The following is a 21,935-nucleotide window of genomic DNA, read 5'->3' on the forward strand; positions in this document are numbered from 1 at the left end:
GGTTGATTTGGCAAGAGCAGAGGTTGATTTGGCGGGAGAAAAGCCTTTAAGAATTCAACATGTCCCCCGAAGAGTTTTCCTTGGCCGCTCCCCGCCTGTGCACGGCGTGCGGAATGTGCTGTGACGGGACGATGTTTCAGATCGTGCGCATGCAGCCAGGAGAAGTGCCGGCAGAGCTCGGGAGAATGGGGCTCAAGATCCGCAGTCGTGGCGGCGAGTATTACATGGAGCAGCCCTGCTCGGCATTGAAGGACAACAGGTGCACCGTGTATGAGCGGCGGCCGGTGCGCTGCCGTTTGTTCAACTGCCAGCAGCTCGGGCGTTTGCAAACGGGTGAAACCACGGAGGCTGAGGCGATGGAGCTGATCGTCGAAACGCGCGCACTCGTGGAGCAGGTGAAAAGTCTGATCACGCAATGCGGACTGCGCGAAGATGGCCAGGCGCTCATGGAGCGCTATGAGCGCGTGATGTTCACGCCGGTGGACAAAGCTCTGGAGCCGGAGCTCGCTCGCACGCGTGACGAACTGGATGAAACGATGCGCAAACTGAAGCTGCGACTGAACCGTGAGTTCCGCCTGCCTCCGAATTCTCATTGACGGAATCAATCGACGTGCGATGTACCTCGATCAGATAGGTAAGAATAAGATGGAAAAGAAATTATTGGGGCTGCTTGGCAGTGAGGATTACATACCCTCGAATGTGCCGGAGCTGCTCTCACAACTGGGCATGAAGCCCAATCAACAGCAGGTGCTTCAAAGCCTGCTCAAAAGCCTGGAGAAGCAGGGCAAAATCGTACGCACGAAAGGCAACCGCTACATTGTGGCGAAAGAGGCCGACCTGGTCCCCGGGGTGATCCAGATCACACGTGGCGGCCGCGGCTTTGTGCAGCCGGATGAGGCAGGCCTCGGCGAAATCAGCATTCCGGACAGCAAGACGGAAACGGCCATGCACGGAGACCGCGTGCTCGTGCGCCTGGATGTGAAGCCCGGGCAGCAGGAAAAAAGCGGCAGCGTGGTGAAGGTGCTGGAGCGACGGCGCTCGCAGTTTGTGGGCACTTTGCAGCGCTCCAGGCAGTTCCTGCACGTGACACCGGACGATCCGCGTCTTCCTGGCGCGATCTACGTGCCCGAGCCCCGCGATGTGGGCCGCAAGCCGAACGTGGGGGACAAGGTGGTGGTGGAGATCACGCACTGGGATTCCCGCAAGACCGCGCCCGAGGGGGAGATCATCGAGGTGCTGGGTTCGCCTGATGAGGAGGGCGTGGACATGCTCTCCGTGCTCCGCCACTACGAGCTGCCGCTGCACTTTCCGAAAAATGTGCTCCATGAGGCGAACACGATTGCCAAATCGCGCCCGGACAATCAGCCCAGCGCGCAGGAGTGCGCAGGCCGTGTGGACTGCCGTCCGCACAATGTCATCACCATCGACCCGGATGATGCGAAGGACTTTGACGACGCCATCTGCATTCAGCGTCACGGAGATCAGTGGAAGCTGTGGGTGCACATCGCGGATGTGTCCCACTACGTGCTGCCGGGCAGCGCGCTGGATGTGGAGGCAAAGAAGCGCGGCAATTCTACTTACCTGGTGGACCGTGTGATCCCGATGCTGCCGGAGGCGCTGAGCAATGAGCTCTGCTCGCTCAAGCCGAACGTGGACCGTCTGACAAAGTGCGTGGAGTTTGTGCTGTCCAAGGACGGGCATGTGGTCAGCTCAAAGTTTTATGCCGCTGTGATCCGCTCCAAGCGCCGCTTCACTTACAAGGAGGCTTATGGAATCATCCAGGTGCCACCCACGAATGAGACGGAGCAGATGCTGCACGATGCGCACGCGATGGCGCAGAAGATACGTCAGCAGCGCTTCAAAGACGGCTCGCTGGACATGGACTTCCCCGAGAACAAGATCCGCCTCGATGAGCATGGCAAGGTGCTGCGCATTGAGCGCATCGAGAACGATGAATCCCATCAGCTCATCGAGGAATACATGCTGCTGGCCAACGAGGCTGTGGCCGGCCGCCTGATGGGGCTGAACCGCCCCTCAGTGTATCGTGTGCATGAGTCGCCCAAGGAAAAGAAGCTCAGCGACTTCCGCGAAGAGGTGCTGAGCCACCGCGTGCAGTGTGGCAATCTCACGCATCGGCCCGAAGTGCAGAAGCTGCTGCATCGCCTCAGCACGCTGCCGATTGGGCCTGCTTTGAAGATCGGCTTCCTGCGTTCGATGATGCGGGCGCGCTACGCGGTCGAGCCTCTGGGCCACTACGGCCTGGCAAAGCCGAAGTACACGCACTTCACCTCCCCGATCCGCCGCTATGCTGACCTGGTGGTGCATCGCTCCTTGTTCGACAAGGTCGAGCTCAATGCCGGTGTGGCAAAGCAGATCGCTGAGCATATCAGCGCCACGGAGAAAAACTCGGCGGATGCCGAGCGCGACAGCAAAGAGGTGAAGCTCTATGCCTACCTCAAGGCGCAGATCGCTTCGAAGAAGCCGCAGCCCTATGCCGCGCTCGTCACCGATGTCCGGAACTTCGGCTTCTTTGTGGATGTGCCCGATCTGGGCCTCAGCGGCGTGGTGCCCCTTTCGGCCATCCGGGATGACTTCTACGTCTTTGATCAGGCCAGCCGCCAGATCACCGGCCGCCACACACGGCGTGTCATCCGCCTGGGAGACAATGTGGTGGTGCAGATCTACAAGCTCGACAGCCTGAAGAAGCAGGTGGACTTCCAGCTTGTGGTGCCCAAGGAGGAGTTTCCACGCTCGCGCAAGTCAGAGCGGCCTGAGCGCCGTGAAAGGGACCGCAGCGAAATCAAGAGCGCACCGCCTCGCAAGCCTGGGCATGGCCACAAGCGTGCGCAGCAGGGCAAGAAGCGGAAACGCTGATCAGCCCAGTCCCACGGCATCACGCACGCGGCCAAGGGTCTTGCGGGCGACGGCGCGGGCTTTTTCCGCGCCTTCGGCCAGCACCTTGTCCACATAGCCCTTGTCTGCCACGATCTCGTCGCGGCGTGCACGGAAGGGGGCGAAGTAGTCGGTCACGCCTTGCAGGAGGCGCTTTTTAAAGTCGCCGTAGCCCACGCCGCCGTTCAGGTGGTCGGCCACCATGGCATCGTAGTCGGACTGTGAGGCCACCAGCTTGTACAAGGCCAGGATGCTGCTGCCTTCGACGGCCTTGGGCGCTTCCACGGGGGTGGAGTCGGTCTTGATGCCCATGATCTTCTTCTTGAGCGGGCCGGGCTCTTCAAAGAGTGGGATGGTGTTGTCGTAGCTCTTGCTCATCTTCTGACCATCGAGGCCGGGCACGACGGCGGTGGCCTCCTGGATGCGCGGCTGGGGAAGCTTGAAGAGTCCTTCGCCAAAGGTTTCGTTCATCTTGATGGCGATGTCGCGGGTGACTTCGACGTGCTGCTTCTGGTCCTTGCCCACCGGGACGACATCGCTGTCATAGATGAGGATGTCCGCCGCCATGAGGACGGGGTAGGCAAAGAGGCCGTGGGAGGGTTTGATGCCGTTGGCAATCTTATCCTTGTAGCTGTGGCAGCGCTCCAGCAGGCCCATGGGGGTGATGGTGCTCAAAATCCAGGAAAGCTCGCAGTGCTCGGGCACATCGCTCTGGCGGAAGAAGACACACTTCTCAGGATCGAGGCCGCAGGCGAGGAAGTCGATGGCGAGCTCACGCACGTAGCTGCGGAGGGCCTTGCCGTCGTGGACGGAGGTGAGTGAGTGGTAGTCGGCGATGAAGTAGTAGGCGTCGCCTTCGTGCTGCAGCTTGAGAGCCGGCTCCATCATGCCAAAGAAATTGCCGATGTGGAGTCTGCCGCTGGGTTGAAGGCCTGAAAGGATGCGCATAGGAGCCCCTGATATGGCGGGAGGGGGCGCGTTCGTCAAGGTGCGCGCTTGGGCGGCACCACAAAGAGGGGCACGGTGGCCTTGTGCCGGACGGCGTCGATGGTGCTGCCGTGGATGATGTCGCCGATGAGGCGGTGGCCGTGGGAGGCGAGGGCGATGAGGTCGATGTTTTCCTCAGCGGCCACTTTGAGCAGCTGGTCCGGCGGCTCGCCCAGCACGAGGCGGACGCTGACGGTGAGGCTGGTGTCCGTGCGCAGCCTGGCGGCGGTGGTTTCCAGGTAGTCCAGGTCCTGCTTCATCTCTTCAGACTCGGCGAGCTTGAGCTGGTCGAAATTTCGGGCCGCCCAGCCGTCAGCCACATGCACGAGCAGCAGCTCGCTCCGCATCAGGGTGGCGAGGGCGGTGATGGCGGGGAGCAGCTCCTGATCGGAAGAGCCGGTGTCGAGGGCGACGAGGATTTTGCGATACATGGCGTTTAGATTCCGAGGGCGTTGATCCAGGACTGCGGGGCGAAGAAATCGAAGAGAAGCTTGAAATTGAGGATGATGATGACCACCGCGCTCGCCCAGGCGAGGCCTTTGATCCAGGCGGGGTTGGCAAAGCGGCCCATCTTGGCCTTTTCATCCGTGAATCTCAGCAGCGGCACCACGGCAAAGCTCAGCTGCATGGAAAGGATGACCTGGCTCCAGATCAGGAGATTGGTGGTTTCACCTTCACCGTAATAGCCGATCACGCAGACGGCGGGCACCACGGCGATGAGGCGGGTGAGGAGGCGGCGCAGCCACGGCTTCAGGCGGATGTTGAGGAAGCCCTCCATGACGATCTGCCCGGCGAGCGTGCCTGTGAGCGTGGAATTCTGCCCGCTGGCCAGCAGCGCCACCGCGAACAGTGTGCTGGCCACGCCGACGCCGAGCACCGGGCTCAGGAGCTCGTAGGCCTCCTGGATTTCCGCGACTTCCTTGTGCCCGCTGGTGTGGAAGGCCGCCGCCGCGACGATGAGGATGCCGCCATTGATGAACAGCGCAAACATCAGCGCAAAGGTGGAGTCGATGGTGGCAAACTTGATGGCCTCGGCCTTGCCCGCATCATCACGGGCAAAGTTGCGCGTCTGCACGATGGAGCTGTGCAGGTACAGATTGTGAGGCATCACTGTGGCGCCCAGGATGCCGATGGCGACAAAGAGCATCTCGCGGTTTTTCAAAATCTCCATCGAAGGCACAAAGCCGCTGGCGATGCCGGCCAGATCCGGGCGGGCAAACACCATCTCGGCGGCGAAGCACCCGCCGATGGTTAGGATGAGGGTGATGACGAGAGCCTCCACGTAGCGGAAGCCGCGGTTTTGCAGCAGCAGCACGATCATGACATCGAGCGTGGTGATGACGCAGCCCCAGACAAGCGGGATGCCAAAGAGCAGCTGCAGCCCGATGGCCGAGCCGACCACTTCCGCCAGGTCGCACGCGGCGATGGCGGCCTCGCACAGAAACCAAAGGAACCACACGACCGGCTTGGGGTAGTGGTCGCGGCAGGCCTGCGCCAGGTCCCGGCCCGTCACGACACCGAGCTTCACGCACAGGTGCTGGAGAAGGATGGCGATGACGTTTGAAATCAGGATGACTGAGAGCAGGGTGTAACCGTAGCGGGCTCCCCCTGCGAGGTCCGTGGCCCAGTTGCCGGGGTCCATGTAGCCGACGGAGACCAGGAAGCCCGGGCCGGCGTAGGCGAGCATCTTGCGCCAGAACGAGCCGCCTTTGGGCACGGGCACGGAGCGGAAGACTTCGGGCAGAGAATCGCCTCCGCGTGAGCGCCAGCCTGTTTCAGGAGTGTTTTCCATGGTATGGGGATTGAATTAAAAGCGGAAAGAGACGCCGACAAAGGGATTGATGGCCTCCTGGGCGTTGTAGTACCAGTTTACGCCGGCGTCGAACTTCAGGTTGGATGTGACGAGATAGCTGAGGCCGCCGTCCAGCGAGGACTGCCAGTAGCGCCCTTCATCCGTGAGGTAGCCCTGGTACGTCTCCACATAGAAGCCGATTTTTTCAGTCAGGTCGCGCCCGATGGCGATGGTGAAGGCGGGCTCAAAATAGCGCGTCTGGTGGTCTGTGACGGCCATGGAGAGGAAGATGCTGGAGCCGAGTTCCCAGCCGCCACCGATGTCGAGCTCCTGATTGATTGTGAGGCCGTACTCCCAGCAGTCATTTCCCAGCCCCTTGGTGGCGGTGGGGGCTTTCGCCCATGGCAGCAGAGCCAGGGCGTAGGGGCCTTCGTCGTTCCCCACCAGACCGGTTTTCATCCGCAGGTACAAGTCCCCGCTGCCGTTGTTTTTGCCGATCAGCACGCTGTCCGCGTCTTCACTGCGGTGCAGCAGCCGTGGCGCCCAGCCGATCTGCAGGTCCGTGTTGTGGGTGATCCCGTATTTGAAAATAAAGTCGCAGAAGGAGGTGTCATCAGACCTCTCCCCCGCCTGCCGGGTGCGGCTGAAGGAGATGAGGTTGCTTTCCACCTGAAACCAGCCCTTCGGCACGGTGTGGGCGGACTCCGTTTGGTCCGGGCGGTCGGTGCTCAGTTCGCGCACGGGGGGCTGCTCTTCGGCGCCGAAGACGGCGCTGGCGACAAAGAGTGAGGTGAGAAAAGTGATGTTTGCGCGCATTATAAAAATTAGTCTGGGCTAAAAACATCAGGCCGGGAAAATGGCAAGCGGAATTTTAGCCCAGGCTAACTTTGGGCGCGGAATGATTCGCTTTCCCTGCACCGGGGCGTGGGCTAAAAGTCTGCATGCCCGCCAAGCGTCAAGAAACCACCGCGCATGTCCATTCGCCCGCCATCGAGGATTATCTGGAGCAGATCCATAATCTCATCGAAGGGAAGGGGTATGCCCGTGTCGTGGACATCGCCAAAAACCTGGGCATTTCCCAGGCCAGCGTGACCAACATGATCCAGAAGCTGGATGCGGAAGGCTTTGTGGTGTATGAACGGTACCGTGGCGTGGTCCTGACGGATGAAGGGCGCAAGGTCGGTGCTGAGATCGCACGTCGGCATGAGGTTTTGACACGTCTGCTGGCGGGGTTTGGGCTCGATCCCCAAACCGTGCATGAAGATGTGGAGGGCATGGAGCACCACATCAGCCGCCAGACCCTGGATGTTTTGACCCTTCTGATGGAAGAGCTGGAGGGGAACGCCGTTCTGATGCGCAAGCTGAGACGAAAGCTCGCTGGCCTGGGGTGAATATAGGGCTTTTTTTTCTTGGCAAAATAATTAAAAGCCTGTGATAGCCACCATGACATCCGATCGTTAAATCCGCCTACCGACTCTTTCATGCGCTGGTACTTGTACATCTCATCAATTCTGATCCTGCTGACATTCGGCTCGGAGTTGTGTGCCCTGGCCTCAGGCTCGGCGGCACTGAAGGTGACTTCCCACCTGGTGCTGGCCCTGGATGAAGACGATGTGGAAATGAAGATCAGCGGTCTGCGTGATCACGCAGACCCGGAATGGGATCCGTTCATGCTGAGCAGAATGGATCTGATGGCGCACTGCGTCAGGACAGAGCTGGTGTTGTCGCTTGAAAAAGCGGCCATCTCCAAGGCCTGCCCCGGCGTGCGCCGCCATCGCCTGTTGTGCAGGGAGTGCTGTTGAGGCTGAAGGCCAAATGCCGGCAACGCCTCGGCATTGCCTAAAATAGGCATAGGGATTGCTGTGCACCGGCTTCTAAGCGGGTGGTTTGCATCAGCTTCCATGACTTTCATCATCGTGCATGGGCCGGTCCGGTCTCACTCTGTCCATGCCGTAGCTTTCTCCAGCTTGAGACCCTCACTCTTCCTTTTTTCTTCCATGAAAACCATCCTTTCCATTTTCCTCGGCCTGCTGCTGACCGGCGTTGCGTCTGCCGGCTCTGTCATGCTCAACGTCAAGGCGGCCAGTGAAAACAAGACCGCCGACAAAAAACAGGCCGAAGTCACCCGCGCCTACTGGCTCAATGTGCGGGTCACCAACCCCTCTGGCGCCAAGCTGGAAGGCGTGACCTTGAGGTGGACGCTGTTCGCCGCCAACCTGCGCCGTGGTTCAGACACCATCGTGGTGGAAAAGTCCGGAGACATGAAGATCTCCGTGGACGCCAACGGCAGGTATGCGGATGTGGCCACGCCCAAGGTGGCGTTTGTTTTCACCCCCATGCACACGGAGAGAAGCGGCAGAAGGTCCGTCAAGACCGTCGAGGAGTCCGGGCACCGCTATCATGGCTTTCACGTGCAGGTGCTGAATGGAGATGCCGTGCTCGCAGACTTCTGGAGCAACGAGGCGCTGCGGAAAAACCAGCTCAAGTAACCCCTCCGGGCACGGGTTTCCTAGAACGAGCGATAAAATAAACACCCTCCCATTTGAACTCTTTCTGTCGGGCTGCCAGCTGCTGGCATTCCGCGGGAGAGCTGCTCTGCCTGCCTGCCTGAAATACAACAATGATTGCGCTGTATCGAATGACTCATAACTTACCTAGCTCAAGGTCATTGATGCCGCCACGACACATGAAAACCTGTCTTCATCTCCTTCTGTTGATGCTGTTCTTGAAACTTCGGGCGACCGCCGCAGAAGCACCTGTGGCACCGGAGGGCCCCTCTGCGGAGCGTCTGGCTGAACTGACCAAACTCACTTCCCGAAAAACATCGATCAAGCTGGAGGATTACCTAAACAAGGTGGCGGCATCGAACCTTGGGTATGCTGCGCAACGTTACAATGTCACGATTGCTGAGACAGCGATTGCCGCCGCCAAGGTGTTTCAAAATCCGGTCTTGCAGTTTAACAATGGGAAAGACCTGACACACACCGGGGCACAATCTCTGCCAGGCTACTACCAGACAAGCATTTCCCAAACTTTTGAAACAGGCGGCAAGAGAGCGAAGCGCTGGCTTGTAGCCCGAAAAAATTATGCTGCGACCTCCGCTTCGCTGCAAAGCTTTCTGCAGAACCTTCGCCTGGACGCCTCTGCTGCGTATGCGGATGCAATCTTCATGGGTCAGGTGGCAGCCCAGTTCCAGCGCACCGCCACGCTGCTGAGGGAACTGTTGCAGGCCCAGCAGGAAAGACAAAAGGCCGGAGACATCAGCGATGTGGATCTGCTGCAAACAAGGGTGGAAGTCCGCCAGTTTGAGGCGGAGCTGCTGGATGCGCAGGCCCAGGCCAAAAATGCGGAACTGGGGCTCAACGCATTTTTGGGGCCGCAGTTTGCCAGCACTCACTGGCAGCCGGTGGGAGCTCTGGATGTGGCGCCGCAAAATACGGATCTCTTCAAACTGCTTTCCAGCGCCATCAAAAACCGGCCGGACCTGATAGCAATGCGTTATCTTCGTGATGCGGCGCAGGCCGGCATCAATTTGGAGAAGGCCAAGCGTATTCCAGATGTCACCATCGGAGCTATCTGGCAGCAGAGCACTCCCTCGTACAACGACGTTTCTCCGCAGCCGATTTATAACATGGGCGGGGTGATGTTCTCCATCCCGCTGCCAGTCTGGAACCGGAACAAAAGCGGGATAGCCGCTTCCCAAGCCATGGCACAGCAGGCGCAGCTCAACCTTGAAAATGCCGAAGTTCAGGCAGGAGTGGATGTGCGGCAGGCGCTTTCCCTCTACGGCATCGCTCGTGAAAGAGTGGAGCTCTACAAGGCCGGGGTGCTGAAGGACGTGGACTCCGCGCTGGAGAAGCGTGTGGTCAGCTACAAACGAGGCGGCTCATCGCTCCTCGAACTGCTCGATGCCCAGCGCAAGGCCAACGAGGTCTGGCAGAGCTTCTACACCGCCCAAAGCGACCACGCCCGTGCGGTCATCGAGCTGCATCGCGCCGCAGGCATCTGGATCATCCACTTTTGACCCCAACCCTATTTCTCATGCAAATCGTCAGACACTCATGGCTTTTGGTGCTGCTCATCGCATCATGCAAACCGGCCGCAGTTGTGGAGCCAGATCCTTACCCGCTGAAAGTGGAGCGCAATCACCTTCTTTTTACTGCAGGGGATCCGCAGCTCAAGGCCATCGGTGTCCAGCCGGCCCGGGAAAAAGACGAAGTGGTGCTGCACCTGACCGGCAAGCTGGTCTGGAACGAGGACGTCACGACCAATGTCTTTTCCCCCCTCGCCGGGCGCGTGGCCAGCATCAAAGGCGCACGCGGGCAGAAGGTGGCGGTGGGAGATGAGCTGGCGCGCATCACCTCTCCGGATTTCGGCCAGGCCCAGGCAGATGCCGTCAAGTCTGAGACGGATCTGGCGCTGGCCAAACGCGTGCTGGAGCGCACCCAGGACTTGTTCAAGCAGGGTGTGCTCCCTCAGAAGGAGCTCGACTCGGCGGACACAGCCTTCCGTGACGCCCAGTCCGAGCGCGATCGTGCGGTCGAGCGGCTGGCCGTGTGGGGCGGGCGTGGCGGCGATGTGAACGGTTCCTTTGCGCTGAAAGCCCCCATGGGAGGCGTCATTGTTGACCGCAACGTGCAGCCGGGCCAGGAAGTGAGGTCTGACCAGATGCTCGCCGGCATGGCCGTGGTGGCGGCCCCGCTTTTCATCATCTCGGATCCCGAATCCCTGTGGGTCCACCTGGATGTGAGCGAGCAGGATCTGTCAAACCTGCAGGTCGGGCAGAAGCTGGAGATTCGCTCACGTGCCTATGGGGACCAGGTTTTCCCCGGAGTGCTCACGGTGATCGGCCAGTCGCTGAACCCTGAAACGCGCACCGTGGTGGCCAAAGGCACGGTGGCCAATCCGAAGAAGCTGCTGAAGGCGCAGATGTATGTGGACGTCAACGTAATCACCCACGTGCCCAAAATGCCGCAGGTGCCCATCAAGGCGGTGTTCCTGAGGGAGGGAAAGGCCTGCGTCTTTGTGCGCAAATCTGAAAGCGACTTTGAAATGCGGCAGATCACCACGGCTGCGGAAGACGCCGGGCATGTCTTTGTCAGCAAGGGGCTCGCTGCGGGCGAGGAGGTCGTCTCCGAAGGTGCGCTGGTTCTGGAGAGCCTGCTGGACGCCAATACCAGCACCGCCAACGCCGGCGCCGAGAAGGCCGAACATTGATCGCCATGGGCACGCTCACCAAATACGTTCTTAAACACCGGCCCATCGCCTTCGCGCTGATGGTGCTGTTTGTGCTCGCCGGGGCGCTGGCCTTCAACCGCCTGCCGGTGGAGGCCTATCCGGACGTCACCAACGTCTCCGTGCAGATCATCACGCTGCTCCCCGGGCGCGCCGCAGAGGAGGTGGAGCGCCTGGTGACGGTGCCCATCGAGAATGCCATGAACAGCATTCCCAAGCGCTCGTCGATCCGCTCCGTCTCCCTCTTTGGTCTTTCTCAGGTCACCATCGTTTTTGATGACGACGCGGACCGCGCCTACTGCCGGAACATGGCTTTCCAGCTGCTCTCCAGCGTCAGCCTGCCGCCGGATGCGGACACGCGGCTCTCGCCGGACACCACCCCTGTGGGCGAGATCTACCGCTACACGCTCGATGCGCCGCGGAGCATGCTCTCCACAGAGCTGCGTGCCGTGCAGGACTGGATCGTCGAGCGCCAGCTGCGCACGGTTTCAGGCGTGGTCGATGTCATCGGCTTTGGCGGCGCCACCAAGCAGTACCAGGTGCTGATCGACCCGATGAAGCTGCTCTCATACGACATCTCGCTGCGCCAGGTGCTGGATGCCCTCTCTGCGGGCAATAAAAATGCCGGAGGTGCCTACATTGAGCACGGGCCGGAGATGTTCATCGTCCGCGGTCTCGGCTTTGTGCAGTCGCTGGAGGACATCGGCCAGATCGCGGTGGAGACGCGCGGAGGCACGCCCATTCGCGTGCGGGACCTGGGGCGCGTTTTGATCGGCGAGCAACTGCGGCTCGGCAGGGTGGGCCGCAACATCCCGGCTGAGAACTACGACCTCGATGACGCCATCGAGGGGATTGTGATGCTCCGCAAAGGCGAGAACGCCATGGAAGTCCTCGAGCGTGTGCGTGACAAGATCGACATCATCAACACCAAGTTTCTGCCGGCCGGGGTGCACATCCACATGCACTATGACCGCACCAATCTGATCAACCGCACACTGCACACGGTGCATAAAAACATGGCGGACGGCATCGGGCTTGTGCTGCTCGTTCTCATTCTTTTCCTCGGGCTGGGAAACATCCGCTCCGCGCTTGTGGTTGCTGCCGTCGTGCCTCTCTCGCTTCTGGGCGCCTTCTCCATGCTCGACTTGCGCGGCATCCCCGCAAACCTCATCTCCATGGGGGCCATCGACTTCGGCATCATTGTGGACTCCGCCGTGGTGGTGATCGAGGACCTGCTGCGCATGATGCATGAGCGGCGGGACAAGAAGGAGTCCCTCTTCAAGCTGCTGCCCAAGGCGGTGGGGCAGATGGGGCGGCCCATCCTCTTTTCCAAGGCCATTCTCCTCACGGCCTTCCTTCCGCTTTACACGATGCAGCGTGTGGAGGGCAAAATCTTCAAGCCCATGGCGCTGACCCTGACGTTTGCGCTGGTTGCAGGCACCATTCTTGCCCTCACGATTGTGCCGCTGCTGGCCAGCTACGCGCTCAAGAAGGGGCCGGGGGAGCATGAATCCTGGCTCGTGCGCATTCTCGTGCGCATGTACCGCCCCTCGCTCGACTGGGCGCTCAAGCATGGCCGGACGATCGTTTTCAGCGGCGTCATCATGCTGGCGGTCGCCGGAGTCGTCTCCTCGCATACGGGCACGGAATTCCTCCCCAAGCTCGATGAGGGCTCCCTCTACATCCGTTCCTTCCTGCCGCAGACCATTGCGCCTTCGGAGTCCGCAAAGATCATGCGCCGCATGCGTGCCGTGCTGGCCTCTTTTCCGGAGTCCAGGTCCATCATCACCCAAAACGGCAGGCCCGACGACGGCACGGACGTCAACGGTTTTGATGTGAGCGAAACTTCAGTGGATCTTTACCCGCGTGAGGAGTGGAAGACCGCCAAGGACCGGGACGGCCTCGTCAAAGCCATGAAGGCCAGGCTCAATGTCGAAGTGCCCGGAGTTCAGTTCCAGTTCAGCCAGATCATCGAGGACAATGTCAACGAGGCCATCTCAGGTGTGAAGTCGGAGCTGAGTGTGAAAATCTTTGGTGACGAGCCTGAGAAGCTCCAGCAGCTCGCGGATCAGATCGTGGACATCCTCAATACTGTCCCCGGTGCCGCAGATGTGGGCACCGACCGTCTTATGGGGCAGCCGCAGGTCCAGATTGCGGTGGATCGCACCGCCATCTCGCGTGCAGGATTGTCGATGACGGATGTGCAGTCGGTCATTGAGACTTCCATGGGCGGTTCCGTTGCCACCAAAGTGCTGGAAGGCGAGCGCACCTTTGATCTCGTCGTCAAAATGATCCCGCGTTCGGTTGCCAGCATTGATGGCATTCGCCGCATCCCTGTGTCGGGCTCCGACGGTGAGCGCCTGACGCTGGGGGCCGTGGCCTCTGTGGAGGTGAAGCCCGGGTTCGCCCGCATCTATCGCGAAGAAAACGCCCGTCTCACGGCGGTGAAGCTCGCCGTGCGTGGCCGCGATCTGGGAACGCTGGTGGCCGAGGCACAGCAGAAAGTGAACGCCCAGGTCGTGCTCCCCAAGGGATTTCGGCTGGAGTGGACGGGGGCCTTTGAAAACCAGCAGCGCGCCGTGAAACGCCTGATCTTGGTCGTGCCCATCACGCTCATCGCCATTTTCTTCCTGCTCTTCACCGCGTTTGATTCCGCGAAGCTCGCCACGCTCATCCTGCTGAACGTGCCTTTCGCTGCCGTGGGTGGCATCCTGGTTCTGCCGCTCGCGGGGCTGGCCATGTCTGTCTCGGCCCTGGTGGGCTTCATCGCCCTTTTTGGCGTCTCGGTGCAGAACGGGGTGCTCCTCGTCGAGCGCATCCGCGAATTGCGCAAGGAAGGCATGCGCATGGCGGAGGCTGTCCGGGAGGGGGCCATCAGCCGTGTCCGGCCGGTGGTGATGACGGCCGCCATGGCTGCTCTGGGCCTGCTGCCTGCGGCCTTGTCCCATGCCGTCGGTGCGGAAACCGCCCGCCCCTTCGCCTGTGTCATTATCGGGGGGCTGGTGACCGCCACCCTGCTCACGCTTTTCATCCTGCCGGTGCTCTACCCGCATTTTGATGCCGGAGAAGAAGGCCTGCACAGTCAGTACGTCCTTATCGAAGGCCCCGATCACCAGCCATTTTTGTCGTGGGGTAAAAAGAAAGGTTCGGAAAAGAGAAGCTCGGAAAAGCCGGAGGACCGTCCACCCGCGGACGGCTGATACCCGCCTCTCTTTTTGTGCTAGATTGCCCTTGTAGGATATGTTATACAATTATCCTCCAATCTGACATGCGCGCACACCGCCATCACTCCAGGCCTCTCACCAGGCTGGTGCATCTGCTGCTGCTGGCAGGCTGGCTGCTTTCCTCTCAGGGAATAGCGCCGGCCATCTGCATGGCGGCGGCTTTGATCGATGGTGACCATGCCGTCAAGGTGGGCGTCTCGAATGAGGAGGGGCTGACCGTCGTCCTCTCCCATGCGGGTAAATCCACGGCCGAGCTCTCCCGCCACCAGCATGATGCCCTGTGCAGGTTTTTGATGGCCTTTGCGGTGACGCCTGAATCTTCCGCCTCGGACCACATCCTGGCCTTCAAGTCTGTCGATGAGGCTTCACGGGCCCAGCAGCAGCAGCAGTCGCCCACGCAAGGCATCGCCCAGACCGTCATTCCGGTGACGGTTCTTGACTGCCGCTTTGCCAGACCTTCGCCAGATCAGGCCGTGGCAGCGCGGCTTCTGAGAGGCTCTTGGTCGCACGGCCTTGCGCTCAGATCAGGCCGGACAGTCATGCGCTGTTGAGAAAATGGCTTTGAAATCCTGCATCCGCACCTGCGGGCAGTGTTGGCATGTGTCGCGGATGACTCCGCATACTCAGTCTGTTTTCGAATCCATTTTCCTTTTTACGCGCATGAAATTTCCCTCCCTCGTTTCCTTTTTCTTTGTTTTGCTTTTGGCCTCCCGCTCTGGCGGCGCGGAGCCTGTCTCAGTCAATTCACTCGTCCTCAAGGCTCTCGCCACGCACCCTGAGCTGCGTTATTACGAGGCTCAGATCGACGTTGCCCGTGGTGGCAAAACCAAGGCGGGGGAGATCAAAAACCCCGACATGATGGTCGGCGTCGGCAACTGGCATTTGCGGGACCTCGCCACCACCCAGGTCAGCGATGGCCCCACCTGGGCGGTGCAGCTCACGCAGACTTTTGACTGGCCGGGACGCCTCTCCCTGCGCAAGGCCATCGCACAAAAAGACATCGAGCTGGCCCAGCTCGGCTTTGCCCAGTTCCGTGCGGCTCTGGCCGGGCGGGTGCGCACCATCGCCTGGAAGCTGCTGGCCGCCCAGGAGCAGACCCGTGCCGCCGAAGAGGTGGCAAAGCGCTTCCAATCCCTCGCCTCCGTGCTGCTCCAGCGCGACCCCGCCGGCGCTGCTCCGCGACTTGAGGCACGCATCATCCAGGCCAGTGCTCTCACGCTCGGCGCTGAAGCCACACTGGCCCGCAATGAACTCGCCGCCGCACGCTTTGAGCTGAACCAGCTCCTGGGCGAAAAAGCCGAGCACCCGCTTGAGCTCCGCATGGAAGATCTGGTGCTCAACCCGCCGCCCGCGCTCGAGTTTCTGCTGGCTGAGGCACGTCGCAAAAACTTCGCACTGCGTGCCCGTTTCATTGATGTGGAGCAGCAGGGCTACCATGTGGAGCTCGCGAAAAACGAGCGCTGGCCTTCCATCACCGTGCAGCCCTACATGCAGAAGCAGACGACCCTCACCCGCGAAACGCAGGTGGGCATCGGCGTTTCCATTCCGCTGCCTTTGTGGAACCGCAACAAGGGCGCGATCGACGCCGCAAAAGCCAGGGAAGTGCAGGCGGAGGTCATGCTCACCGCGCAAATGCGCCAGCTCGAGCGTGATGTCGCCGCCCAGGCAAGCCATTACCGCATCCACACGGAGGAGCTCGCCAAATGGCCCGCAGACACCCTCGAGAGCTTTCGCAAGGCTGCCGCTGAAGCCGATGAGCATTATCGCCTGGGGGCGCTGCCGCTGGCGACTTACACCGAGCTGCAACGCCAGTACATCGCCTCCGTCAAGGCGGTGCTCACCTCGCAGCTTGGCGCTGTGGACGCACGTCTGCAGCTTGAGCAGCTCACGGGCGGCTCCCTCGCGGAGTAGGCTGGTCGCATTATTTTGAAACACTCTTTCTGCGGCCATGCTCAATTTCATTCTCGACTTCTCCGTCCGCCAGCGTGCCCTCGTGCTGCTGGGGGCTTTTGGCCTGCTCGGTGCGGGCTTGTATTCTCTCATGCACCTGCCCATCGACGCCGTGCCGGATCTCACCGGCCCGCAGGTGCAGGTAAACGTCGCTGTGCCTGCCCTCGCACCCGAGGAATCCGAACGCGCCGTCACCCGCCCCATCGAAATGGCGCTTTCCGGCATGCCCGGGGTGCTGGATTCGCGCTCTCTCACCAAGTTTGGCCTCAGCCAGGTCACGATCCAATTTGAAGACGACGCGGACATATTTCGTGCACGCCAGCTCGTCACCGAACGGCTGACCGCCGTGATGCGCGATCTGCCACCGGGCAGTTCGCTCAGCCTCGCCCCCATCAGCACGGGGCTCGGTGAAATATTCTACTACACCCTTCACTGGAAAAAGGGGGCCAAGGAGAAGCCAGCCGATGAACGCGAAGGCCTCATGCGCCTCTGGGAAACGCACGAATACGTGGTAAAACCCCACCTGCGCGTCGTGCAAGGGGTGGCGGAAATCAACAGCAACGGCGGGCATCAGCGACAGGTCACGGTCGAGCCCATCCTCGATAAATTAAAGTCGGCGAACATGACCGTGGGCGAACTCGCCGCCATCATTCGTGGCAATGTCGAAAACGCCGGCGGTGGTGTCATCAATCGTGGAGACGAACAGCTCACCATTCGCAGTGTCGGCCGCGTCAGCACGGCGGAGGAAATCGCCCAGCTGCCAATCAAGTTTGGTGCCGCCATCGAGCCGCTGCGGGTGAAGGACGTGGCCAAGGTCCAGTGGGGCGCCGGCTTCCGCGGCGGTGCGGCCACCATGGACGGGGAGGAGGTCGTGCTCGGCACCGTGATGATGCTTATGGGACAGAACGCACGTGTCGTCTGTCATCGCGTGGCACCACGGCTTGAGGAGTTGAAGGAAAAGCTGCCTGCAGGCATGGATGTAACCGTCGTGTACGAGCGGTCTGATCTCGTCGAGGCCACCGTTGGCACCGTGGAAAAAAATCTCCTCGAAGGCGCCGTGCTCGTCATTGTCGTCCTGCTCCTCCTTCTCGGAAACTGGCGCGCGGCTTTGATCGTGGCGCTGGCCATTCCGCTCTCGTTCCTCTTCGCCATCTGTGGCATGGTGCAGGGTGGCTGGTCTGGCAATCTGATGAGTCTTGGCGCGGTCGATTTTGGTCTGATCATCGACGGTGCTGTGGTCATGGTGGAAAACATCATTCGCAGGATCGGCGTCAAGCAGCATCACCTCGGACGTATTCTCACCAAAGAAGAGCGTTCACGCGAAGTGCTCGCCGGCAGCAAGCAGATGGCCAGCCCGATGTTTTTCGGCGTGCTCATCATCACCATCGTTTATCTGCCGATCCTGACGCTCACGGGCACCGAAGGAAAAATGTTCCGCCCCATGGCGGTGACGGTGATTTTTGCGCTCGCCGGAGCCCTGCTGCTGGCGCTGACGCTCATGCCCGCGATGTGCTCGTTCTTCCTCGGCGGGAATGTCGCGGAAAAAGACAACTGGATCATCTCAGCTCTCAATCGCGTGTTCCAGCCCATGCTGCGTGCCGCCATCAAAATGCGTGGGGCGGTGGTGCTTCTGGCCGTCGCCTTCTTTGCTTTCTGCGGCTGGCGGTTCAGCACACTGGGGGCCGAGTTCGTTCCCAAGCTGGATGAAGGCTCCATCGCCGGGATGATCTACCGCAAAGTCGGCATGAGCCTCAAGGAGTCTCTGCATGAGGACCTCGTGCTCGGCAGGATGGTGCGCGAAAAGTTTCCACAGGTCACCTGCTTTTTCTCCCGCAGTGGCACCAGCGAAGTCGCCACCGATCCGATGCCGCCCAATGAAACGGATTTCTACATCTTCTACACACCCGTGTCCGAGTGGCCCAAAGGGCCCGGCCTTCCCACTAACAAGGCCGAGCTTTGTGCAGCCATCGAGAAGGAGGCGCTCAGTGAGCACGAAGACCAGACCATCGAATTCGGCCAGCCGATCGAGACACGCTTCAATGAAATGATGGAAGGTTCCAAGGCCGAGCTCACCGTGCGCATCTATGGCATCGAATTCGACATGCTCGAAAAGCTTGCCAGCCAGATTCGTGACATCATCAACAACACTCCGGGCGGATCCGCCGAGCTTGAAACAGACGGTCGCACCAGCACCGTCGTCATGCAGGTGAAGCGCGACATCCTCACCAAGTACAACGTTCCTCTGGCCGAGCTCAATCATGCCGTCTCAGCCGGCCTCGGCGGGGAGGTGTCCGGCCAGGTCGTCGAAGGCAATCGCAAGCGCGACATCGTCGTGCGCCTTCCGGAGGAGGAGCGCGCCAAGGAGGAGATCATGAAGAGCCTGCCGCTGCGTGTTGGCGACTTCGGCATGCTCTCGCTGGGAGATGCGGTGGACATTCACACCGAGAAAACCGTGGAACCCATCCGTCACAGCCGCACGCAGCGCCGTGCCGCGTTGCTCGTCGGTGTGAAGGGGCGAGACATGGAAGGCTTCGTTAATGAAGCGAGCGCGCGCATTAAAAAAGAAGTGACCTTCCCCGAGGGCTACAGCTTCGAGTTCGGCGGCACTTTTAAAAACCTCCAGGAAGCTCGTGCTCGTCTCCTCATCGTGGTGCCCACCGCCTTGGCGCTCATTCTGATGCTCATCTTCTTCGCCTTCGGCAGCATCCGCCAGACACTCCTCGTCGCCACGGGTATCCCGCTCGCGCTGACTGGCGGCATCATTGCCTTGGAGCTGCGCGGCATGCCCTTCAGCATCACCGCCGCCGTCGGTTTCATTGCGCTGAGCGGCGTCGCCGTCCTCAACGGACTCGTGCTGGTGAACTACTTCAACGAGCTGCGGGAGGAGGGCATGAGCGTCCGTGATGCCGTCCTCACAGGCGTCGCCACCCGCTTGCGACCCGTCATGATGACCGCCCTCGTTGCCGCTCTGGGCTTCGTCCCCATGGCGCTCGCCCACGGTGCCGGTGCAGAGGTTCAGCGCCCTCTGGCCACCGTCGTCATTGGTGGCATCATCAGCTCCACATTGCTCACGTTGCTGCTGCTCCCCATGCTCTATGACTGGATCGAGCGCAAAGCGAAGACCCCGGAGCCGTCAGCCGGTCAACGATAGCCGGGCGGCGGTGGTGGAATGCCCGCAGGCGGCGCGCTGGTGCCGTAGCCTGCGGGTGGGACTGTGCCAGCCTTGTTTGGATAAGACGGGGTTTTGGGCGCGGGAGGGGCTCCGTAGTAGCTGCCAGAAGCAGGGTAGCCCGCAGGCGGGGCCGAGGTGTAGGTGCTTGCAGGCGCGGTGTTGTAACTGCCCGCGGTGGCAGGACCGCCCGCCACCGTCTTGGCGGTCACCGTCACATCCCCCAGCTGCTGGTAGGGAATCTGAAGTTCCTGGGCTGCGGCACGGGAGAGATTGATGACCCGGTTCGGGTAAGACGGGAAGCGGTCGTTCACCGTCACATTGACCGTGCGGCCGTTGTAGTTGTTCTTCACCTTGACCACCGTGCCAAATGGCAGCGTGTTGTGCGCAGCCGTCCAGCCCATGGGCTGATAAATGGCCCCTGAGCTCGTGTAGCGGCCTGCATACTGCTCCGCGATGTAGGAGGCGTAGCCACGCACCTGATAGGCGGGCTTGGCGCAGCTGGCCAGCAGAGCGGGCAGCACGATGGCAAAGACTCGAAGAGGCACTGAATATTTCATGATCTGCTGTTTTGCAGCATAACAAGATTGGCACCCGGCACAATCTTGCTCATCATCGCCTGGTGAAAAGAAAACGAATCGTGCTCGGCGGTGTGTTCCTGCTGGTGCCATTTCTGGCGGGCTGGCTGGCCGCAGACCAGATGGCGCATCCCCCTCGCAGGCCGTTGCAGGATTATCATCGGGAGTTCCTCGCGGACCCCGCCGCCCATGGGGTCCTGCTGAGGCCTCTGACCTGTGCTGACGGCACTCCCTGCCTCGTATGCGAGCCAGCTCCGCATGGAGCCCTGGGGAAGCGTGGGCTGGTGATCCGGGAACAGCTGCTCCAGAAAGGGCTCACCCTCGTGGCTCCGGGCAGTGTGGTGGGCACTCTGGTGCTTGTGCATGGCCGCCGGGGCCGGAAGGAGGACTACCTCCTGGTTGCAGAGCGTTTCTGTGCAGCAGGCTTCCGCTGCATTCTGCCAGACCTTCCCGCGCATGGGGAGCATCAGGGAGAGACAGCCTGCTTTGGTGTCAGGGAGGGGCACTTGCCGGCAATGGTTTTGCAGGAGGCGGCGGCGAAGTTTGGATTCAACCCTCAGCCTGCTGGCATCATGGGCATGTCGATGGGTGGGGCCGTCAGTGTGCGTGCACTCTCGCAGGAGGGCGCACCGTGGCGTGCCGCCGTGCTGGTTTCGACTTTTGATTCGCTGGACCACGTCGTCCGTCATCAGACGGCAGGCTGGGCCGGCGAGGCGCTCGGCTCGGTATGGAGCCGCATCACCGGCTGGTTTTACCAATGCCAGACGGATGTGGCCATCAGCGCAGCGAACTCTGCGGCTCTGGCTCCCCGCTTAAAATGCCCGGTGCTGGTCGCCCATGGCACTTCAGACCGTGTGATACCCGTCGAGTGTGGAAGGCATCTCTACGAGGCTTTGCCCCAGGGGCTGGAAAAGCGCTGGGTGGAGATCCCCGGCGCCGACCACGACAATGTGCTGATCACAGATTTTCCCATCTACGCAGAGATGGCGGAGTGGATGCTGCGCCACGTTCCCAATCCGTGATGCGGCTTATGTCGCTGGCTGCCTCAGCTCCACCCCGCCGCAATCGGCGCAGGAGGTGACACCGCTCTGGTATTCCGCCCTGCATCGCGGGCAGGTGGGCAGCTTCGTCTCAGCAGGCGGATCGTAATCAGTCTCCGCAACACCTTCACTCTGGAAAAATGACCGCAGCGCTTCGGCCTCAGGCGTGAGAGGGGCGTTTTCAGACCAGCCGGGCGTGTAACGGCTTTCACGCCAAAACTGCCGTGCATGTTCGAGCCATGGCTTCTCATCCAGCAGGCTGCGCCAGGCGAGCGGGTGCGGAGGTTCGGCATCCGTGCTCAGATTCACGCTGTCAAAGGCCCTCATCGTCAGCTGCGGCAGGAAGACGATGCCCAGCGCACGCCAGCGGCGGTGGGGAATCAGGGCGGCGTTTTTCCGGGTGTTCCGCAGAAACAGCCATGACTGGATGAACTGTAGCAGCAGCAGCACGCCTGCGGCGGCGAGCACGGGCAGACTGTCTCCAAAGCGGTGGTAAAGGACGCTGAGGACGCCGAAACACCACATGAAATGGGTCGTTGCCAGCAGGCGCAGCGCGCGGCTCTGACCCGCCGAAGCCGCAGCACTCTGGCTGGCAGACTTGACGTCGAGGCTCGCTCGCGCGTGCTTGAGAAAGGCCTTCCTCCGCTGTTCGGGTTTCAGGCCTTGCCATTCAGCAAGCCGCTGCCGCCAGACCTCGGCCAGTGCGGCTGAGGGCAGGCGCACGCGGCAGCCTGTGCCAAGATGCAGCAGGTTTTCCTCCACACGCAGGGCCAGTTGCTCCCACGGCACATAGGTGCTCACGCTGTCGGTCAGTCTCACACGCAGTGAGTCATGATCAGGTGCAAATATCCAGGGCAGCGCCAGGGCATGCGCCCTCATCGGTGGCAGCGGGGAGAGCAGCAGCGGAGAGCCGCCGCCGAGTTGCAGCTTCATCCATGGCCGCAGGGTGCTCCAGCCTTTGTTTCCTGTGCCCGCAGCCATCCATGCAGTGGCAGGCACCAGGCGCAGGCACTCCATGAGGTAGAGCAGCACAAAGACTGCGAGAAGCGTCTGGCCGTCGGTCATGCC

18 protein-coding genes are annotated in these 21,935 nt (G+C 61.1%); 12 read left to right on the forward strand and 6 right to left on the reverse strand.

Going from position 1 to position 21,935, the window contains the following annotated elements:
- Positions 1-59 precede the first annotated feature (59 nt).
- Together ACFQDI_RS06375 and rnr are read left to right on the forward strand one after the other, a co-directional pair.
- Complete coding sequence (locus ACFQDI_RS06375) at positions 60-596, forward strand: YkgJ family cysteine cluster protein (RefSeq protein WP_377164600.1); 537 nt, start codon at positions 60-62, stop codon at positions 594-596.
- Positions 597-645: 49 nt separating this feature from the next.
- Positions 646-2,874, forward strand: coding sequence for a ribonuclease R (gene rnr / locus ACFQDI_RS06380; protein ID WP_377164602.1), 2,229 nt, complete (start codon positions 646-648; stop codon positions 2,872-2,874).
- On the opposite strand, the gene trpS is transcribed toward rnr, so the two are convergent.
- The 4 genes from trpS to ACFQDI_RS06400 are packed head-to-tail and all read right to left on the reverse strand — an operon-like array spanning position 2,875 to position 6,487.
- Positions 2,875-3,840 carry a tryptophan--tRNA ligase gene (gene trpS / locus ACFQDI_RS06385; protein ID WP_377164604.1) on the reverse strand — a complete coding sequence of 322 codons (966 nt, stop codon included), beginning with the start codon at positions 3,838-3,840 and terminating at the stop codon, positions 2,875-2,877.
- Between the two features lie 35 nt (positions 3,841-3,875).
- Positions 3,876-4,310: a universal stress protein gene (locus ACFQDI_RS06390; protein WP_377164606.1), complete on the reverse strand. Its 435-nt coding sequence runs from the start codon at positions 4,308-4,310 to the stop codon at positions 3,876-3,878.
- 5 nt (positions 4,311-4,315) lie between these two features.
- On the reverse strand, positions 4,316-5,671 hold the full coding sequence (locus ACFQDI_RS06395) for an Nramp family divalent metal transporter (RefSeq protein ID WP_377164608.1): 1,356 nt from the start codon (positions 5,669-5,671) through the stop codon (positions 4,316-4,318).
- Between the two features lie 15 nt (positions 5,672-5,686).
- Positions 5,687-6,487 carry a transporter gene (locus ACFQDI_RS06400; protein ID WP_377164610.1) on the reverse strand — a complete coding sequence of 267 codons (801 nt, stop codon included), beginning with the start codon at positions 6,485-6,487 and terminating at the stop codon, positions 5,687-5,689.
- 125 nt (positions 6,488-6,612) lie between these two features.
- Here ACFQDI_RS06400 and mntR point away from each other — a divergent pair, with 125 nt between their 5' ends.
- From mntR to ACFQDI_RS06445, 9 genes are all read left to right on the forward strand, one after another.
- Positions 6,613-7,062, forward strand: coding sequence for a transcriptional regulator MntR (gene mntR, locus ACFQDI_RS06405; protein WP_377164612.1), 450 nt, complete (start codon positions 6,613-6,615; stop codon positions 7,060-7,062).
- Between the two features lie 90 nt (positions 7,063-7,152).
- On the forward strand, positions 7,153-7,473 hold the full coding sequence (locus ACFQDI_RS06410) for a hypothetical protein (RefSeq protein WP_377164614.1): 321 nt from the start codon (positions 7,153-7,155) through the stop codon (positions 7,471-7,473).
- 195 nt (positions 7,474-7,668) lie between these two features.
- The gene (locus ACFQDI_RS06415) at positions 7,669-8,160 is read left to right on the forward strand and encodes a hypothetical protein (protein ID WP_377164616.1); all 492 of its coding nucleotides are present in this window, start codon (positions 7,669-7,671) and stop codon (positions 8,158-8,160) included.
- A 197-nt stretch (positions 8,161-8,357) separates the two neighbouring features.
- Complete coding sequence (locus ACFQDI_RS06420) at positions 8,358-9,695, forward strand: TolC family protein (protein WP_377164618.1); 1,338 nt, start codon at positions 8,358-8,360, stop codon at positions 9,693-9,695.
- Between the two features lie 17 nt (positions 9,696-9,712).
- Positions 9,713-10,888, forward strand: coding sequence for an efflux RND transporter periplasmic adaptor subunit (locus ACFQDI_RS06425; protein ID WP_377164620.1), 1,176 nt, complete (start codon positions 9,713-9,715; stop codon positions 10,886-10,888).
- Positions 10,889-10,893: 5 nt separating this feature from the next.
- The gene (locus ACFQDI_RS06430; RefSeq protein WP_377164622.1) at positions 10,894-14,106 is read left to right on the forward strand and encodes an efflux RND transporter permease subunit; all 3,213 of its coding nucleotides are present in this window, start codon (positions 10,894-10,896) and stop codon (positions 14,104-14,106) included.
- Positions 14,107-14,174: 68 nt separating this feature from the next.
- A complete protein-coding gene (locus tag ACFQDI_RS06435; RefSeq protein ID WP_377164624.1) occupies positions 14,175-14,681 on the forward strand; it encodes a hypothetical protein in 507 nt (168 codons plus the stop codon).
- A gap of 109 nt (positions 14,682-14,790) precedes the next feature.
- Positions 14,791-16,041 carry a TolC family protein gene (locus tag ACFQDI_RS06440; RefSeq protein ID WP_377164626.1) on the forward strand — a complete coding sequence of 417 codons (1,251 nt, stop codon included), beginning with the start codon at positions 14,791-14,793 and terminating at the stop codon, positions 16,039-16,041.
- Between the two features lie 37 nt (positions 16,042-16,078).
- A complete protein-coding gene (locus ACFQDI_RS06445) occupies positions 16,079-19,231 on the forward strand; it encodes an efflux RND transporter permease subunit (protein WP_377164628.1) in 3,153 nt (1,050 codons plus the stop codon).
- Here the strand turns inward: ACFQDI_RS06445 and ACFQDI_RS06450 are convergent.
- The gene (locus ACFQDI_RS06450; RefSeq protein WP_377164630.1) at positions 19,222-19,809 is read right to left on the reverse strand and encodes a septal ring lytic transglycosylase RlpA family protein; all 588 of its coding nucleotides are present in this window, start codon (positions 19,807-19,809) and stop codon (positions 19,222-19,224) included. The two genes, ACFQDI_RS06445 and ACFQDI_RS06450, sit on opposite strands and share 10 nt — an antisense overlap.
- A 62-nt stretch (positions 19,810-19,871) precedes the next feature.
- Here ACFQDI_RS06450 and ACFQDI_RS06455 point away from each other — a divergent pair, with 62 nt between their 5' ends.
- The gene (locus ACFQDI_RS06455; RefSeq protein ID WP_377164632.1) at positions 19,872-20,849 is read left to right on the forward strand and encodes an alpha/beta hydrolase; all 978 of its coding nucleotides are present in this window, start codon (positions 19,872-19,874) and stop codon (positions 20,847-20,849) included.
- Positions 20,850-20,855: 6 nt separating this feature from the next.
- Here ACFQDI_RS06455 and ACFQDI_RS06460 read toward each other — a convergent pair whose 3' ends face one another.
- A complete protein-coding gene (locus tag ACFQDI_RS06460; protein WP_377164634.1) occupies positions 20,856-21,932 on the reverse strand; it encodes a hypothetical protein in 1,077 nt (358 codons plus the stop codon).
- Between the last annotated feature and the right edge of the window lie 3 nt (positions 21,933-21,935).

Origin of the sequence: Prosthecobacter fluviatilis (genome assembly GCF_042655725.1) — a bacterium.
In the GTDB taxonomy this organism is placed as follows: Bacteria; Verrucomicrobiota; Verrucomicrobiia; order Verrucomicrobiales; family Verrucomicrobiaceae; genus Prosthecobacter; species Prosthecobacter fluviatilis.

Bases quoted from the DNA above. Each gene is read 5' to 3' on its own strand.
- ACFQDI_RS06375 (WP_377164600.1), top strand. From the start codon at position 60: ATGTCCCCCGAAGAGTTTTCCTTGGCCGCTCCCCGCCTGTGCACGGCG.
- rnr (WP_377164602.1), top strand. From the start codon at position 646: ATGGAAAAGAAATTATTGGGGCTGCTTGGCAGTGAGGATTACATACCC.
- trpS (WP_377164604.1), bottom strand. From the start codon at position 3,840: ATGCGCATCCTTTCAGGCCTTCAACCCAGCGGCAGACTCCACATCGGC.
- ACFQDI_RS06390 (WP_377164606.1), bottom strand. From the start codon at position 4,310: ATGTATCGCAAAATCCTCGTCGCCCTCGACACCGGCTCTTCCGATCAG.
- ACFQDI_RS06395 (WP_377164608.1), bottom strand. From the start codon at position 5,671: ATGGAAAACACTCCTGAAACAGGCTGGCGCTCACGCGGAGGCGATTCT.
- ACFQDI_RS06400 (WP_377164610.1), bottom strand. From the start codon at position 6,487: ATGCGCGCAAACATCACTTTTCTCACCTCACTCTTTGTCGCCAGCGCC.
- mntR (WP_377164612.1), top strand. From the start codon at position 6,613: ATGCCCGCCAAGCGTCAAGAAACCACCGCGCATGTCCATTCGCCCGCC.
- ACFQDI_RS06410 (WP_377164614.1), top strand. From the start codon at position 7,153: ATGCGCTGGTACTTGTACATCTCATCAATTCTGATCCTGCTGACATTC.
- ACFQDI_RS06415 (WP_377164616.1), top strand. From the start codon at position 7,669: ATGAAAACCATCCTTTCCATTTTCCTCGGCCTGCTGCTGACCGGCGTT.
- ACFQDI_RS06420 (WP_377164618.1), top strand. From the start codon at position 8,358: ATGAAAACCTGTCTTCATCTCCTTCTGTTGATGCTGTTCTTGAAACTT.
- ACFQDI_RS06425 (WP_377164620.1), top strand. From the start codon at position 9,713: ATGCAAATCGTCAGACACTCATGGCTTTTGGTGCTGCTCATCGCATCA.
- ACFQDI_RS06430 (WP_377164622.1), top strand. From the start codon at position 10,894: ATGGGCACGCTCACCAAATACGTTCTTAAACACCGGCCCATCGCCTTC.
- ACFQDI_RS06435 (WP_377164624.1), top strand. From the start codon at position 14,175: ATGCGCGCACACCGCCATCACTCCAGGCCTCTCACCAGGCTGGTGCAT.
- ACFQDI_RS06440 (WP_377164626.1), top strand. From the start codon at position 14,791: ATGAAATTTCCCTCCCTCGTTTCCTTTTTCTTTGTTTTGCTTTTGGCC.
- ACFQDI_RS06445 (WP_377164628.1), top strand. From the start codon at position 16,079: ATGCTCAATTTCATTCTCGACTTCTCCGTCCGCCAGCGTGCCCTCGTG.
- ACFQDI_RS06450 (WP_377164630.1), bottom strand. From the start codon at position 19,809: ATGAAATATTCAGTGCCTCTTCGAGTCTTTGCCATCGTGCTGCCCGCT.
- ACFQDI_RS06460 (WP_377164634.1), bottom strand. From the start codon at position 21,932: ATGACCGACGGCCAGACGCTTCTCGCAGTCTTTGTGCTGCTCTACCTC.